General features: G+C 74.4%; 15 protein-coding genes. 5 read left to right on the forward strand and 10 right to left on the reverse strand.

Annotated features, from left to right (window positions below; translation table 11 throughout):
- Window positions 1–140: 140 nt before the first annotated feature.
- The 3 genes from AB0F13_RS16860 to AB0F13_RS16870 form a co-directional block, all read right to left on the reverse strand.
- Window positions 141–1226, reverse strand: a complete 1086-nt coding sequence (locus AB0F13_RS16860; protein WP_362081927.1) for an acyl-CoA dehydrogenase family protein — start codon at window positions 1224–1226, stop codon at window positions 141–143.
- A gap of 88 nt (window positions 1227–1314) precedes the next feature.
- Window positions 1315–2490 carry an acyl-CoA dehydrogenase family protein gene (locus AB0F13_RS16865; RefSeq protein ID WP_362081930.1) on the reverse strand — a complete coding sequence of 392 codons (1176 nt, stop codon included), beginning with the start codon at window positions 2488–2490 and terminating at the stop codon, window positions 1315–1317.
- Window positions 2491–2500: 10 nt separating this feature from the next.
- On the reverse strand, window positions 2501–3343 hold the full coding sequence (locus tag AB0F13_RS16870; RefSeq protein WP_362081933.1) for an enoyl-CoA hydratase: 843 nt from the start codon (window positions 3341–3343) through the stop codon (window positions 2501–2503).
- A 45-nt stretch (window positions 3344–3388) separates the two neighbouring features.
- Between AB0F13_RS16870 and AB0F13_RS16875 the strand changes: the two genes are divergently transcribed.
- Genes AB0F13_RS16875 through AB0F13_RS16885 form a run of 3 tightly spaced genes read left to right on the forward strand, consistent with a single transcriptional unit; the run spans window position 3389 to window position 6010 of the window.
- Complete coding sequence (locus AB0F13_RS16875) at window positions 3389–4189, forward strand: SDR family oxidoreductase (protein ID WP_362081936.1); 801 nt, start codon at window positions 3389–3391, stop codon at window positions 4187–4189.
- Window positions 4190–4219: 30 nt separating this feature from the next.
- Window positions 4220–4834, forward strand: a complete 615-nt coding sequence (locus AB0F13_RS16880; protein ID WP_362081939.1) for a TetR/AcrR family transcriptional regulator — start codon at window positions 4220–4222, stop codon at window positions 4832–4834.
- 18 nt (window positions 4835–4852) lie between these two features.
- Window positions 4853–6010, forward strand: a complete 1158-nt coding sequence (locus AB0F13_RS16885) for an acetyl-CoA C-acetyltransferase (protein WP_362081942.1) — start codon at window positions 4853–4855, stop codon at window positions 6008–6010.
- On the opposite strand, the gene AB0F13_RS16890 is transcribed toward AB0F13_RS16885, so the two are convergent.
- From AB0F13_RS16890 to AB0F13_RS16910, 5 genes are read right to left on the reverse strand one after another with little or no spacing between them, the layout of a single operon-like run.
- Window positions 5994–6866: a hypothetical protein gene (locus AB0F13_RS16890; protein ID WP_362081945.1), complete on the reverse strand. Its 873-nt coding sequence runs from the start codon at window positions 6864–6866 to the stop codon at window positions 5994–5996. The genes AB0F13_RS16885 and AB0F13_RS16890 overlap by 17 nt on opposite strands.
- A gap of 15 nt (window positions 6867–6881) precedes the next feature.
- A complete protein-coding gene (locus tag AB0F13_RS16895; protein ID WP_362081949.1) occupies window positions 6882–7940 on the reverse strand; it encodes a nitronate monooxygenase in 1059 nt (352 codons plus the stop codon).
- Complete coding sequence (locus AB0F13_RS16900; RefSeq protein WP_362082107.1) at window positions 7937–8692, reverse strand: CoA-transferase; 756 nt, start codon at window positions 8690–8692, stop codon at window positions 7937–7939. The genes AB0F13_RS16895 and AB0F13_RS16900 overlap by 4 nt, the downstream gene beginning before the upstream one ends.
- A gap of 5 nt (window positions 8693–8697) precedes the next feature.
- Window positions 8698–9546, reverse strand: a complete 849-nt coding sequence (locus AB0F13_RS16905; protein ID WP_362082110.1) for a CoA-transferase — start codon at window positions 9544–9546, stop codon at window positions 8698–8700.
- A gap of 14 nt (window positions 9547–9560) precedes the next feature.
- Window positions 9561–10310, reverse strand: a complete 750-nt coding sequence (locus AB0F13_RS16910; protein ID WP_362081952.1) for an enoyl-CoA hydratase family protein — start codon at window positions 10308–10310, stop codon at window positions 9561–9563.
- Window positions 10311–10385: 75 nt separating this feature from the next.
- On the opposite strand from AB0F13_RS16910, the gene AB0F13_RS16915 reads away from it, so the two are divergent.
- Together AB0F13_RS16915 and AB0F13_RS16920 are read left to right on the forward strand one after the other, a co-directional pair.
- Window positions 10386–11180, forward strand: coding sequence for an SDR family oxidoreductase (locus AB0F13_RS16915; protein ID WP_362081955.1), 795 nt, complete (start codon window positions 10386–10388; stop codon window positions 11178–11180).
- Between the two features lie 2 nt (window positions 11181–11182).
- Complete coding sequence (locus AB0F13_RS16920) at window positions 11183–12100, forward strand: SDR family oxidoreductase (protein WP_362081958.1); 918 nt, start codon at window positions 11183–11185, stop codon at window positions 12098–12100.
- A gap of 93 nt (window positions 12101–12193) precedes the next feature.
- On the opposite strand, the gene AB0F13_RS16925 is transcribed toward AB0F13_RS16920, so the two are convergent.
- Together AB0F13_RS16925 and AB0F13_RS16930 are read right to left on the reverse strand one after the other, a co-directional pair.
- Entirely contained in the window at window positions 12194–13048 is an 855-nt protein-coding gene (locus AB0F13_RS16925) for an ABC transporter permease (protein WP_362081961.1), read from the reverse strand.
- Entirely contained in the window at window positions 13045–15759 is a 2715-nt protein-coding gene (locus AB0F13_RS16930; RefSeq protein WP_362081964.1) for an alpha/beta fold hydrolase, read from the reverse strand. The genes AB0F13_RS16925 and AB0F13_RS16930 overlap by 4 nt, the downstream gene beginning before the upstream one ends.
- Between the last annotated feature and the right edge of the window lie 8 nt (window positions 15760–15767).

Below are 15767 nucleotides of genomic sequence, written 5' to 3' on the forward strand. Positions count from 1 at the left end.
ACCGCGCCGAGAACAACCTTGGCGAGCGTCCGGGCGCGCGCCGCGTACGGCCGGTCGTGCCCGTACAGGGCGCACAGCGCACCGGCGGTGGTGTACAGGGCGAGGTCGAGGCGGCCGGCCGCGAGCAGCGCGGCGTTGTTTTACATGTGAAGGACCTTCCGCCGGCAGTCTTCGGGGCCGCCCCAGGCGGACAACAGCGCCCGGGCCTTGCCGATCCACAGCGACAGGTCGTACTCGGCGGTGTAGCCGATCGCCCCGTGCACCTGCAGCGCGCTACGGGCCGCCGCGTACGCGGCCTCGCACGCGGCCACCTTGGCCGCAGCAACGGCCGCGGGGGCGTCGGGGGTGCGCGCGGCCAGCGCCACGGCGGCGCCGTACAGCAGCGGCCGGGCGAACTCCAGGCCGATGAGCGTGTCCGCGAGCCGGTGCTTGACCGCCTGGAACGAGCCGATCGGCCGGCCGAACTGCACACGCTGCCCGGCGTACGCGACCGTCCGGTCCAGCAGGGCCAGGCCCACACCCAGCGCCTGCGCGGCGGTCGCGAATGCCGCCCAGTCGGCGGCATGCGCAGCGGCGTCCCGCACGGCGGGCCCGGCGGCGAGCAACTCCCCGCCCGGCGAAGGGCGGGCGAGCCGCCGCGCGGGATCGAGGGAGGCCCGCACGGGGCCGTGGCCGGGCGCGAGGCGCAGCTCGGCCCGGCCGCCGGCGCCGGCGGCCGTGGTGTCCGGGCCCTGCCGGCCGTACGCCCACGCGGGCGCCCCGCCGTCGGTCGTGCCGTCGATGCCGGTCACCGAGAACACGGCGTCGGCGGCGTCCGCGTCCAGCGCGTACGGCCCACCGGCCGGCGCCGCCAGCGTCGCCCTCGCCCGCCCCGTGCACAGGCGCGGCACCCACTCCTTCGCGGGCGCCTGCTCACCCGACTCCGCGAGCCGCACCAGCAGGGCCGTGACCGCCACCGTCTCGACCAGCGGACCCGGCACGCAGTGGCGGCCCGACTCGACGAACGCGACGCCCAGTTCCACCGGAAGGGGCCCCAGCCCGCCGTATCCCTGCGGTGCCGCCAGCGCGAAGACGTCCGCCTCCACGGCCCGCCGCCACAGCGCCAGCCCCGGACCGTGCTCCCCGCGCCCCCAGGCCCGTACCGCCGCCGGAACGTCGGCCGCCGCGAACATCCGCCCCAGCACCTGCCCGAAGGCCACCTGCCCGTCATCCAGCGCGAACCTCATCCCCGCCGCCCTCCCGGCGAGCCGGGCAACCGCTCCGTACGGTGTCGCCCCGGGGGCGATTCCCCGGCCCCCCGGCCGTTGTCCGTCCTCATCCGCGCCGCCCCTTCGGCAGGCCGAGCAGCCGCTCGGCGATGACGTCGCGTTGGATCTCGTTCGTACCGGCGTAGACCGGCCCGGCCAGGGCGAAGGTCCACCCCTCCGCCCAGCCGTCGTGCCAGGGGGCCGCGCCGGCGAGTTCGCCGTCCGGTCCCAGCAGGTCCAGCGCCGTCTCGTGCAGCGCGAGGTCCAGCTCGGACCAGAAGACCTTGGTGAGGCTGGACTCCGCACCGGGCGTCGCACCGGGTGCCGCACCGGCGGCGTCCCGCGCGGCCTGCGCGTAGCCGTACAGCTGGTACGCGCGGGCGCGGATCACCGCGTCCGCGACCCGGTCGCGGAGCGCCGTGTCGCCCGGGCCGGCGGTCGAGCGCCACAGGGCGACGAGCCTTCGCGCGGCCGCCGTGAAGCGGCCGGGGCTGCGCAGGGTCAGCCCGCGCTCGCTGCCGGCGGTGCTCATCGCCACCCGCCAGCCCCGGCCCGGCTCGCCGACGACGTCCGCGTCGGGGACGAAGACCTCGTCGAGGAAGATCTCCGCGAAGGCCGGCTTGCCGTCGAGACGGCCGATGGGCCGCACGCTCACCCCTTCCGCGTCGAGCGGGAACATGGCGTACGTCAGCCCCTGGTGCGGCCGGTCCGCGCCCGGGTGGCTGCGGAACAGACCGAAGGCACGGTCCGCGAAGGCGGCCCGCGAGGACCAGGTCTTCTGACCGCTGAGCAGCCAGCCGCCGTCCGTGCGCACCGCGGCCGACCGCAGGGAGGCGAGGTCGGAGCCGGCGTCCGGCTCCGACCACGCCTGGGCCCAGACCGTCGCGCCGCTCGCCGTCGAGGGCAGGAGGCGGGCGCGTTGCTCCTCCGTGCCGTGCTCGAAGAGCGTGGGCGCGAGGAGATGGATGCCGTTCTGCGAGACGCGGGCGGGGGCGCCGCACGCGTAGTACTCCTCCTCGAAGACCAGCCACTCCAGGAGCGAGCAGTCCCGGCCCCCGAAGCGGTGCGGCCAGGAGACCACCGACCAGCGGCCCTCGTGCAGCGTCCGCTCCCACGCCCGGTGCTCGGCGAAGCCCTGCCGGGTCTCCAGCGAGGCGAGCGGGGTGGAGGGGATGTGTTCCGCCAGCCACGCGCGGGCCTCCGCGCGGAACGCGGCCTGGGCGGCGGTGAAGTCGAGGTCCATCAGACGTCCTTCATGGCGCGGCGTCCTTCATGGCGCGCACGTCCATGCCGCCCAGCGGATCGGCGGACGTCTCGGCGTTGTGCGCGTGCGCCAGATGGTGGAGGCCGAAGACGGAGTCCAGTCCGGCGTGCAGCCCCTGCAGGTCCTCGGCCTGGTTGACGGCCCGCTTGGCGAGCGCGAGCCCCATGCGGGGCATGCGCGCCACGCGTTCGGCCAGGGCAGCCGTGGCCACGGCGAGTTCGGTGCGCGGCACCACGCGGTTGACCATGCCCACCTCGTACGCGCGCCGCGCCGTCATCCGGTCGCCGGTGTACAGGAACTCCTTCGCCACACGCGGCGGCATCACCCACGGGTGGGCGAAGTACTCGACGCCGGGAATGCCCATGCGGACGACCGGGTCGGCGAAGAAGGCGTCCTCGCTCGCCACGATGAGATCGCAGACCCACGCCAGCATCAATCCGCCCGCCACACACGCCCCCTGAACGCTCGCCACGACCGGCTTGGGCAGCTCGCGCCAGCGGCGGCACATGCCGAGGTAGACCTCGGACTCGCGGGCGTACCGCTGCTCCGCCCCCGCCTTGTCCGAGTGGTCCCACCACAGGCCGGCGCGGCGCTCGAAGGGCAGGTGGGCGTCGCGGTGCGGGGTGCCGATGTCGTGGCCGGCGGAGAAGTGCTCGCCCGCCCCCGCCAGGACGACCACCTTGACCTCGTCGTCGTCGGCGGCCCGGTAGAAGGCCCGGTCCAGGGCGTAAGTCATCGCCGAGTTCTGGGCGTTGCGGTACTCCGGCCGGTTCATGGTGATCCGCGCGACCGGTGCGCGCCGTTCGTAGAGCACCGTTGCGTCAGGGGCCATCTGGCATCCTTCCCTAACAAGTGTTTGGTAGGTTAGCGTGTGGCCATGAGCAGCGTCGAGTGCTCCGGCCCCCCGCCCTACGTCCCCGCTCATGACCTGCTGTCCGGCCGCAGCGCCGTCATCACGGCCGCCGCGGGCACCGGCATCGGCGGGGCGACGGCCCGGCGCTTCCTCGAAGAAGGCGCCGGCGTCGTCCTCGGCGACGCCCACGCACGCCGCCTCGCGCAGACCGTCGCCGCCCTCGCCCAGGAGTACGGCGGGCAGCGGGTGGCCGGAATGCCCTGCGACGTCACCGACGTCACGCAGATCGCCGCGCTGCTCGATCTCGCCGAGACCCGCCACGGCCCGCTCGACATCCTCGTCAACAACGCAGGCCTCGGCGGCACCGCCGACCTCGCGGACATGACCGACGAACAGTGGGACAAGGTCATCGACACCACCTTGAACGGCACCTTCCGCTGCACCCGCGCAGCCCTGCGCCGCATGCGGGCGAGCGGCGCCGGCGGAGTCGTCGTCAACAACGCCTCCGTCGTCGGCTGGCGCGCCCAGCGCGGCCAGGCCCACTACGCCGCGGCCAAGGCCGGCGTCATGGCCCTCACCCGCTGTGCGGCGGTCGAGGCCGCCGCCTATGGAGTGCGGGTCAACGCCGTGTCGCCCAGCCTCGCCGCCCACCCGCACCTGGCCAGGGTCACCACGCCCGAAATGCTCGCCGAGCTGACCGGGCGCGAGGCGTTCGGGCGGGCCGCCGAGCCCTGGGAGGTCGCCAACGTCATCGTCTTCCTCGCCAGCGGCTATTCCTCGTACATGACCGGCGAGAGCGTCGCCGTCAGCAGCCAGCGCGCATGAGCGGCAACGCGCGTGAACGACAATGAAGGCGTGCCGATCAGCAAGAAGACCACCACCGACAAGCCGGCCCCCGCGCGGCGCGGCGAACTGCTCGCGACGGCGGCCGAGGTGTTCGCCGAGCAGGGCTACAGCGCCACCACCGTCCGCCGGATCGCCGACGAGGCAGGCATGCTCGCCGGCAGCCTCTACTACCACTTCGACTCCAAGGAGTCGATGCTGGACGAGATCCTCTCCACCTTCCTCGGCGAGCTGTGGGCCGGCTACGACGCCGTCCTCGCCGCCCGCCGGGGCCCCCGCGAGACCATCGAGGCCCTCGTCACCGAGTCCTTCCGGGAGATCGACCGGCACCGCGCCGCCGTCGCCATCTACCAGAAGGAGTCCCGGCACCTCGTCGACCACCCCCGCTTCGGCTACCTCGCCGAGTCCCAGGAGAGGTTCGAGGAGCTGTGGCTGGGCACCCTGGAGCGCGGCGTGGCCGAGCACGTCTTCCGCGCCGACCTCGATGTCCGGCTCGCCTACCGGTTCCTGCGCGACACGGTGTGGGTCGCGGCGTCCTGGTACCGGCCGCGCGGGGCGCACAGTCCGGAGGAGATCGCCCGGCAGTACCTGTCCATGGTCCTGGACGGCATCGCCGTACGGGACTGACGACCCGCGGGAGCAGCCATGGCCGAGGCATACATCGTCGAAGCGGTGCGCACGCCCGTCGGCAGGCGCGGCGGCGCACTGGCCACCGCGCACCCGGCCGACCTGGGCGCGCACGTCATCACGGCGCTGATGGAGCGCACGGGCGTGGACCCGGCCGCCGTGGACGACGTGATCCTCGGCTGTCTCGACACGGTAGGGCCGCAGGCCGGCGACATCGCCCGCACCAGCTGGCTGGCCGCCGGGCTCCCCGAGGAGGTGCCGGGCGTCACCGTGGACCGGCAGTGCGGCTCCGGCCAGCAGGCCGTCCACTTCGCCGCCCAGGCCGTGCTCTCCGGCACACAGGACCTCGTCGTGGCGGGCGGCACCCAGAACATGTCGCAGATCCCCATCGGCTACGCCTTCCAGCGCGCCACCGAGCCGCTGGGGCTGACGCAGGGGCCGTTCGCCGGCTCGCACGGCTGGCGGGCCCGCTACGCCGACCGGCCCGTCAACCAGTTCCATGGCGCCGAGCTGGTCGCCGACAAGTGGGGGATCTCCCGGGAGGATATGGAGGAGTACGCCCTGAGCTCGCACCGGCGCGCGCTGCGCGCGATCGACGAGGGCCGCTTCACCCGCGAGACCGTCCCCTACGGGGACGTGACCACGGACGAGGGCCCGCGCCGGGACACGTCCTTGGCCAAGATGGCCGCCCTCCCGCCGGTCGTGCCCGGCGGACGGCTGACGGCCGCCGTCTCCTCCCAGGTCTCGGACGGCGCCGCCGCGCTGCTGATCGCGGGCGAACGTGCCGTACGCGACCACGGACTCACCCCCCGCGCACGCGTCCACCACCTGTCCGTGCGCGCCGAGGACCCCATCCGCATGCTGACCGCGCCCATCCCGGCCACGGCGCACGCCCTGCGCCGGGCGGGGCTGACGATGGACGACATCGACCTGGTGGAGATCAACGAGGCGTTCGCGCCGGTGGTGCTGGCCTGGCTGACGGAGACCGGGGCCGACCCGGAGCGGGTCAACGTCAACGGCGGCGCCATCGCGCTCGGCCACCCGCTGGGCGCGACCGGCGCGAAGCTGATGACGACGCTGCTGCACGAACTGGAGCGCACCGGCGGGCGTTACGGTCTGCAGGTGATGTGCGAGGGAGGCGGACAGGCGAACGTCACCGTCATCGAGCGGCTGTGACCTCCGGGGCCGCCGGAAGACCGATCGGGTTGGGGAAGCGCAGTGCTGTCGCGCACGCCCGCGCCAACGGTGCGAGGGCCTCGGTGAGTTCCCGTACGTCCCCGGGCCCGGCGCCCTGCCACGGGCGGGCCGCCGCCCGGTCCGTGGCCTCCTCGGCCGCCGCGAGCAGGCGTCGGCCCCCGTCCGTCGCCGAGCCGTCCGCCGCGAGCAGCCCGCGCCCCGCCAGGCGTCGCCCGGCCGCCTCCCACTCGGCGTCGCTCCAGCCCCGGTAGGGCTGGAGCTCCGAGCGCGGCACGTCGATGCCCGCGCGCAGCACCAGGATTTCGCAGCCGTCCAGCCCGGCGGCCACCAGCGCCGCCACATGGCCGTCGCCCCGGTGCTCGCGCAGCAGCGTCGCCGCGTGCCACAGGCGGTCGAGCGGGTGGCCGGGGACGTCCAGTGCCGCGTTCGCGGCGGACAGCACCCGCCCGCCTTGGTCGAGGCCTCCGGCATAGGAGAGGAGCAGTTCGCCCGCCCGTTCGACCTCCTTCTCCATTCCGCACAGCAGCCGGGCCAGCGCGGCCCGCGTGCCCGAGCGACGGATCTCCAGCGCCCGCGCGGGCGGGACGATCCCCCACACCGAGGGCAGAGCCCGGGAGACGGTCCCCGGGGCGAAGGTGAAGAACGCCGCGGTCACCGGCGCCGGGCCGGCCGGCCCCAGCGGAGCCGCCCGCCCCGCGAAGTAGCCGCGCCGCCAGCCGCGCAGGCCCGCCTCCTCGAAGGCGGCGAGCGCCTCGGGGGCGAAATAGACGACGGCGTGGACGGGTTCGTACAACGTCCACAGGGCACGGGCTGTCGCTGGGGACCTGTCGTCCATGGCGGGAACCTCCCTCTACGCGTTCCACTGGTGAGCGCTCAAGCCTCGCAGCGTCTCCTGCGCCTCCGCCATGACCCGGCCGACCAGTTCCGCACACGACGGCAGGTCCTCGATGACCCCCGCCACCTGGCCCGCGGCCATCACACCCGCGTCCGTGCGGCCGTCGACCATGGCGGCCTTCAGCAGCATCGGCGTGTTCGCGGCCAGCAGCACCTGACCCCAGGTGAGGTCCTTGCCGTGCCGCATGGCGAGCCCGTCCCGCACCAGGTGCGGCCAGCTCAGGCCCGACAGCTTCCGGAAGGACGCCGCGTGCCGCACGGCGCGTACGAGCGTGCCGGCCCGGCCCGCGCCCTCGAGGCCGGTGACGAAGGGCGTGCGCAGCATGCGGTGGGGGAGGCCGTCGACGCGATCGGTGACGGTGACGTCCTGCACGGACGCGGCGAGGTAGGCGGCCTTGACCGCCGCCGGGACGGTGCTGTCGGAGGTGAGCAGGAAGCGCGTGCCCATGGCGACGCCCGCCGCGCCGTAGGCGAGGGCGGCGACCAGGCCCCGGCCGTCGTGGAAGCCGCCCGCCGCGACGACCGGAATCCCGGCCGCGTCGACCACTTGGGGCAGCAGCACCGAGGTCGCGACCCGCCCCGTGTGGCCCCCGCCCTCGGCCCCCTGCACGATCACCGCGTCCGCGCCCCACGCCGCGACCTTCTCGGCGTGCCGCCGGGCGCCGACGGACGGGATGACCACGACACCGGCGTCCTTGAGACGGGTGATCAATTCGCGCGACGGGGCCAGGGCGAACGAGGCGACCCGTACGCCCTCCTCGGCCATGATGCCCACGCGCTCGGCGGCATCCCCGGCGTCGGCGCGCAGATTGACCCCGAAGGGCCGGTCCGTGCGGGACTTCACCTCCCTTATGGCGGCGCGCAGTTGGGGCGGGGTCATGGTGGCGGAGCCCAGGATGCCCAGTGCCCCCGCCTCGGCGGTGGCGGTCACCAGGCGGGGGCCCGCGACCCAGCCCATCCCGGTCTGTACGAGGGGGTGGCGGACGCCCACCAGGTCCGTCAGCGCCGTCCTCATGCGCGCACCTCGCCCTCGCGCAGGCCGGCCGGGTCGATGACCTCACGGATCAGGCGCAGCTCGGCGTCCGTGGGGGTGCGGGTGAACGGGACGGTCGCCGGCACGACGAGGGGGAAGCCGGTGGCCTCCCGCACCTCCTCGGCGGTGACGCCGGGGTGCAGGGACCGCAGGCGCATCGTACGGTCCGGGGTCTCGAAGTCCAGCACGGCGAGGTCGGTGACCACGCGGCGGATGCGGTGGAAGCGCGTCGCGGACGGCCCGGCGGCGGCCGCCCGGTCGTAGCCGACGCCGCTGACCATGTCGACGCGCTCGACCAGGACCCGGGGCGAGTGCCGGGGGATCCAGTAACTGGTGGGGTTGTTGAGGGTGTTCACGGGTGCGCCGCGCACGCCCAGCAGCTGACGGGCGGGGCGCTCCCAGTCGCCGATGCAGCTGATGTTCTGGTTGCCGTGCCGGTCGAGCTGGCTCGCGCCCATCATGACGTGCCGCCTGCCGCCGGTGACCAGCGCGAGGTGGCGGCGGTAGGGCAGCCAGCCCTCGGCCACCTCCCCTTTCGACCCCAGGGATGGCACGTCCGCCATCAGCGTCGCCTCGCCGTCCGTCAGCAGCAGATCCGGCGCGAAGGTCAGCCGTGCGAGCCGCGCGCCGATCGTGGGCACCACCCCCATCGCGCTCGCCAGGACCTCGCCGTCACCGCGCCAGGCCTCCGCGCACGCCACGACGCACGTCTCGGCCCTGCTCGCCCTCGCCACGCCGCTCACGCCCCCTCCCCGGCACAGGCCGCGACCGCGGCCCGGTAGTCGTCCTCGTCCCCGGACAGGAAGCGCTCCGTGAACTCCCGCCAGGCCACCGGATCGGCGGCGGCCCGCGCGTACGCCGCCTGGAACGCCTCGTCCCGCTCGTAGTCCGGTGCGCAGGAGGTGAAGTGCGCGCCGCCCGGTGCCTCGACGACCCCCGTGACGCAGTGCCGCTGCACCAGCAGCGTCTGCGGGCCGCCGGCCGAGGCGAACTCAACGGGTTCGACGATCTGTTCGCAGGAGACGTACGCCTCCCGCGCGGCCTCGCAGAACAGGTCGTCGAAGTACGGGTCCGGGCCCAGGTACTGGGCGTTGCCGCGGCGGTCGGCGCGGTTGAGGTGGACCAGGGCCGCGTCGAGCGTGAGTGCGGGCACGGCGACCAGCTCCTCGCCGTCCCCGTACGGGGAGGCGACGGTGCGCAGGCCCGGGTTGACCCTCATCACGTCCGAGCCCAGCCCGGCCCGCACCGGCAGGAACGGCAGCCGGTGCGCGGCGGCCGTCAGCCCCCACATGAACATCGCCTCGTCCAGCTCCATCAGCTCCAGGTCACCGCGCTCACGGGCCGCGCGGAAGTGCGGCTCCAGGGGGATCGAGTCGAGGGTGGCGAAGGCGGCGACGAGCTTGCGTATCCTCCCGGCGGCCGCCAGCAGGCCGACGTCGGGGCCACCGTAGGACACCACGGTCAGGTCGGTCAGTCCGGAGCGCAGGACGGCCCGCACGAGCGCCATCGGCTTGCGGCGCGAGCCCCAGCCGCCGATGCCTATGGTCATGCCGCTCGCCAGCCGCCCGACGGCCTCGTCGGCGGTCATCGTCTTGTCGGCCGTCACGGCCGCTCCTCGGCCACGAAAGCGTCGCGGTGGCGGTCGGCGACGCCGCTCAGGCTCGCCTCGAAGGTGAAGCCCTGCTCGTAGCGGTAGCTGCGGCGTACGTCCACGGGGTCGATGCCGTTGAGCGCGGCCTTGGCCAGCCGCAGCAGGGAGCCGTCCTTGGCCGCGATCTCCCGCGCCAGCCCCAGGGCCGCCTCCATGAGTTCGGCGCGCGGTACGACACGCCACACGGAACCGTGCCGGTGCAGCTCCTGCGCGGTGACGGTGCGGGAGGTGTAGTAGAGGGTGCGCATCAGATGCTGCGGCACGAGCCGGGCGAGGTGGGTGGCGGCGCCGAGCGCGCCCCGGTCCAGCTCGGGAAGGCCGAAGACGGCGTCGTCGGAGGCGATGACGGCGTCGGCGTTGCCCACCAGCCCGATGCCGCCGCCGAGGCAGAAGCCGTGCACGGCGGCGACGACCGGGACCGCGCACTCGTAGACGGCGCAGAACGCCTCGGCGCAGCCGTGGTTGGCGCCGAGGAGGGCCTGGTGGCCGGGTGTGCGCTGCAGCTCCTTGATGTCGACGCCGGCGTTGAAGCCCCGCCCGGTGGCGGTGAGCACGACACAGCGGACCGCGGGGTCGGCGCCCGCCTCCCGCAAGGCCGCCGCCAGGCCGTACCAGCCCTGCACAGGCAGGGCGTTGACGGGCGGGAAGTCCACGGTGACGACGGCGAGGCCCGGTCCGGGGTATGCGGTGGAGACGCCCATCAGCTACCTTTCCACCAAACGTTTGTTAGGTATTGCTGAAGGTAGCAGCGGACTGCTCGCCTCGGGAGGCGCGAAATGAGCGGAACTCCCGGCCTGGAAGGCCGTGTCGCCGTCGTCACCGGGGGGACGCGCGGTGTCGGCGCCGGCATCGCCCGGGCCTTTCTGCGCGCGGGCGCACAGGTGATCGTCTGCGCCCGCCGTCCCCCCGGCGAGCCGGTCACCGGGGAGGGCGCAACCGCCCGCTTCCTCCCCGCCGACCTGCGGGAACCGGCCGCCGCCGACGGGCTCTTCGACCGCATCGCGCAGGAGTACGGCCGCGTCGACACCCTCGTCAACAACGCCGGCGGCACGCCCTTCCGGCTGCTCCACGAGGCGACGGCCGCCCGCCACGCCCGCGTGCTCGAACTCAACCTCCTCGCACCGCTCACCACCTCCCTCGCCGCCCACCGCCTGATGCGAGCCCAGCCGTCCGGCGGCTCCATCGTGATGATCGGCAGCGTCAGCGGCACCCGCCCCTCACCCGGCACCGCCGCCTACGGCGCGGCCAAGGCCGCAGTGGAGAACCTCGCCCGCACCATGGCCGTGGAGTGGGCCCCGGCCGTCCGCGTCAACACCCTCGTCCTCGGCATGGTGCGCACCGCGTCGGCCCACCTGCACTACGGCGGCGAAGCCGGCATCGAGGCCGTGGCCCGCACGGTGCCGGCGGGCCGCCTGGCCGAACCCGACGAGGTGGGGGAGGCCGCCGTCTACCTCGCCTCCGACCGTGCGGCCTACATCACCGGGGCGAGCCTGCTCGTCCACGGCGGCGGTGAGCGCCCCGCGTTCCTCGCCGCCGCCGACGTCAACCACCGCACAGACGAGGAGCCCTGAAAATGACCGGAATCTCCGCCGGCCGCGTGGCCGTCGTCACCGGCGCCGGCCGCGGCCTCGGCCGTGCCCACGCACTGGCACTCGCCGCGGAAGGCGCACGCGTCGTCGTCAACGACCTGGGCACGGGACCCGGCGGCGAGGGCGCCTCGGCCGACCCGGCCCGGCAGGTGGCCGACGAGATCCGCGCCCGCGGCGGCGAGGCCGTCGCACACCACGGCGATGTCGCCACGACCGACGGCGCGGCCTCCCTCGTCGCCACCGCCCTGCGGGCCTACGGCCGCCTCGACGCCCTCGTCAACAACGCCGGGTTCCTGCGCGACCGGATGCTCGTCAACCTCGACGAGGACGACTGGGACGCCGTTATACGCGTCCACCTCAAAGGCCACTTCCTGCCCCTGCGGCACGCGGCCGCGCACTGGCGCACCGAAGCCAAGGCGGGCCGCCCGCCCGTCGCACGCGTCATCAACACCACTTCCGGAGCCGGCCTGCTGGGCAGCGTCGGACAGGGCAACTACGCCGCCGCCAAGGCCGGGATCGTGGCCCTGACCCTCGTCGCGGCCGCCGAACTGGACCGCTACGGCGTCCAGGTCAACGCCATCGCCCCTGCCGCCCGCACCCGGATGACGGAGGGGCCCTTCGGAGCGGCGATGGCCACGCCGGCGGAAGGCGGCTTCGACGGCATGGCCCCGGCCAACGTCTCCCCGCTGGTCGTATGGCTCGCGTCCGAGGCCGCCACCGGGGTCACCGGCCAGGTGTTCGAGGCGGAAGCCGGTCGCATCACGGTGATGGAGGGCTGGCATCCGGGCCCTACGGCCGACAAGGGTGACCGCTGGACCGTGGCCGAGGCGGGACAGGCGGTGCGTGACCTCCTGCTGAGCATGCGGATGCCGAGGCCGGTGTACGGGACGGGGCCACAGTGAGCCCGTCCGGCGTTTGAGGACCGGGGGTCCGGGGACGGAGCCACCGGTTACGGGAAGGGGCGGGGAGGGGGAAGCCCCCCGGTACGCGCACCGTCAGGACACCACGTCCTTGCCCCGGAAGTGCCGGAACGCCAGAGCGAACAGCACCACCGCATACGCCACCGAGACCGCCGTCCCCTTGATCATGCCGCCCCACTCCGCATGCGGTTGCAGCGCGTCCGCCCACGCGTACTGCCAGTGCGCGGGCAGCAGGTCACGCCAGTGCCCCAGCGCCGTCACCGCGTCCAGGACGTTGCCGACGATGGTGAGGCCCATGGCGCCCCCGACCGCCCCCAGCGGCGCGTCCGTGACCGTGGACAGCCAGAACGCCAGCGCGGCCGTCACCAGCTGGCTCACGAACACGAAGGCGACGACGACCGCCAGCCGCCCCGTGGCCGTTCCCGCGCCCAGCGAGCCGCCCGTGGGGATCCGCAGCGGGCCCCAGCCGTAGGCCGCCGTCCCCGCGGCCAGCGCCACCAGGGGCAGCAGCACCATCGCCGCGGCGCTGAAGCCCAGCGCCACCGCCAGCTTGCTCATCAGCAGCCGGGACCGCGGCACGGGCGCCGCCAGCAGATAGCGCAGGGACGACCAGCTCGCCTCGGAGGCCACCGCGTCACCGCAGAACAGCGCCACCGGCACCACCAGCAGGAACCCCGCCGAGACGAAGAGCGCAGTGGCCGCGAAGTTCACCCCCGAAGCGGTGGCGGTGTCCATCAGCGTCACCCGCCCGTTGCGCCCCTCGGGGTCCCCGCCGATCGCGAAGGCCGCGATCAGCACGAACGGCAGGACGGCCAGCACCGCCCCCATCACGAGCGTGCGGCGCCGCCGCAGCTGCCGTGCCGCCTCCACCCGCAGCGGCAGGGTGTGCCGTGCGCGGTAACCGGGCGCGGACGCCTGCACCGTGCTCATGCCGAACCTCCGATCAGGGTCAGGAACGCGTCCTCCAGCCGCCGGTGCGGGCCCACGCTCGCCACCGGTACCTCCAGCCGGACCAGTTCCACCAGCAGTTCCGGCGCGCTCGCGCCACCGAGCCGCACCAGCAGCCCCTCGTCGGTCCGTACGGCCGAGGCCACCCCGGGCAGGGCGGCCACCTTGTCCACCGTCACCTCCGACAGCCGGCCCTCGACGCCCACGAGCAGCGTGTCCCCGGAGCCCACGATCTCCGCCACCGGCCCGGCGCTCACCAGCCGCCCGCGGTCCATCACCACCAGGTGCGTGCAGGACTGCTCGACCTCGGCGAGGAGATGGCTGGAGACGATGACGGTACGGCCGCCCGCCGCGTAACGGATCATGACCTCGCGCATCTCGCGGATCTGCGGCGGGTCCAGACCATTGGTGGGCTCGTCCAGGATCAGCAGGTCCGGCAGCCCCAGCATGGCCTGTGCGATCGCCAGGCGCTGCCGCATGCCCTGAGAGTACGTGCGCACGGCCCGGTCCAGCGCGGAACCCAGCCCGGCGATCTCCAGGGCCTCCTCCAGATGCGCGTCCTGGGCCGGGCGGCCGGTCGCCCGCCAGTACAGGCCGAGGTTGGCCCGCCCGGACAGGTGCGGGAGGAAGCCCGCCCCCTCCACGAACGCGCCGACCCTCGACAGCACCGGCGCCCCCGGCCGGATCGCGTTCCCGAAGACCTGGATCTCGCCCGCGTCCGGGCGGATGAGGCCCATGAGCATGCGCAGCGTCGTGGTCTTGCCGGCGCCGTTGGGTCCCAGCAGGCCCAGCACCTGGCCGCGTTCGACGCGGAACGTCAACTCCCGCACGGCGTACCGGTCGGACGACTTGGCGTACCGCTTGCTCAGGCCGCTGATCTGCAACGGCACGTCGGCCGTCGCCGGATCGGGCGCGGGCACGGTGCTGCGTCGCCGCCCGGTCAGCAGCACGGCCGCCGCCACGACCACGGCCCCGGCCGGCAGCCCCCACGTCCACCACGGCAGCCCGGCCGAACCGGTCCGTACGCCGGGCGCGGTCGGCACGCTCAAGCCGCCGCCGTCCGGTCCCCCCGCCAGAGAGACGGTGTACGTGGCGGGCTGTGCCGGCGAGGCGTAGCCCAGGTCGGTGGCGGCGAGCACCAGCCGCATCCGGTGCCCGGTCTCGAAGGTGTGGTCGATGGCCGGCAGCCGCACCTCGACGGTCCTGCCGTCCTTGGCGTCGCCCACGCGCACCGGAGCCACGAGCTGCCCGGGCAGCAGCTGCTGCCCGCCCGGTCCGACGTCATAGACCTTGGCGAAGAGGACGGCCTCACCGGAGTCCGAGGCGACCTTCACCTTCGCGGTCGGCGAGCCGGTGACACGTACACCCTCGGTGAGCCTGTCGGAGTCGAAACGGGCGTACTGGCCGGGGAAGTCGAGGGACACGCCGAGGCCGAGGCCCGACAACTGGGAGACGGCGCCGATGCCCGGCACGGCCGAGATGGCCGGCGGCGTCGCGCCGGCGGGGTTGCCGAACGACTGCTCGCCACCGGTGAGCGGCACCGTACGGACTTCGTTGCGCAGCCCTGGATAGCGGGAGCCGGTCGCGGCACGCATCCGTGCCCTGCCGTCGGTCGTGTCGATGCCCCCGGTGCGGCTGACGCGGAACGCGGGGCCGGTGCCCGTGTGCTCGTCGTCCGCCAGGTAACGGTCGAACCACGCGCGCGTGCGCCGCTCGATGCGGTCCTTCTCGCTCGCGGTGCCGCTGTCGTGGCCACCGGCGATCCAGTCGACGGCGACGGGCGCCCCGTTGCGCCGGATGGCGTCGGCGGCCGCGTCGGCCTGGTCGAGGGGGAAGAGCGAGTCGTTCTGTCCCTGAAGGAGCAGGGTGGGGACCTTGATGCGGTCCGCCACGGCGGAGGGGCTGCGGCGCTCCAGCAGCTCCCGCGCCGCCGCGTCCGGCCTGCCGGCCACCGCCACGCGCTCGTACATCTCGCACAGGCTCTTCTCGAACCGGCCGCAGCCGGAGCCGGAGCCGGCGGGGCGGGCGTCGGCCTTGCCGTCGATGCCCGTCGAGGTGGAGCCGGTGGTGAAGAAGATCCCGGCCCACAATTTCTTGAAGACGTCGCCGGGGAAGAGCGAATCGCCGAGGTTCCAGTAGGTGATCTGCGGCGCGATGGCGTCGACCCGCTTGTCGTGCCCGGCGGCCAGGAGTGCGACGGCACCTCCGTAGGAGCCGCCCGCGATGCCGACCCTGGGGTCCCCGGCCGCGTCCAGCCGGACCTCGGGGCGCCGGGCGAGCCAGTCGATCAGACGGCTCACATCGGCGACCTCGCGCTCCGGGTCGTTGAGCGCGATCCGCCCGCTGGAGCGCCCGAAGCCGCGTGCGGACCAGGTCAGCACCGCGTAGCCGGAGCGGGCCAGCTCCTCGGCCTGCCCGCGCAGATCCTCCTTGCTGCCGCCGAAACCGTGCGCGAGCAGAACGGCCGGCCTGCGCTGTGCACCGCCGGAGGTGAAGAACGATGTGTCGATGCGGACGGTGTCCGTGCCGCCCGGTGCCTCCGGCGTGCCGAGCAGCCGGTCCTCGCGGTGCACGGGTGGATCGCCGCCGGTGGCCGAGGCCACGGTCCAGGTGCCGGCACCGGCGAGCACGGCGACGGCGGCCGTGGCGGCGAACAGCCGCCGCCCGCGCGGCCGGGGGAAACGCAGCTTCATGTTCGAAT

This window comes from Streptomyces sp. NPDC026206, from assembly GCF_040638465.1.
Lineage (GTDB): Bacteria > Actinomycetota > Actinomycetes > Streptomycetales > Streptomycetaceae > Streptomyces.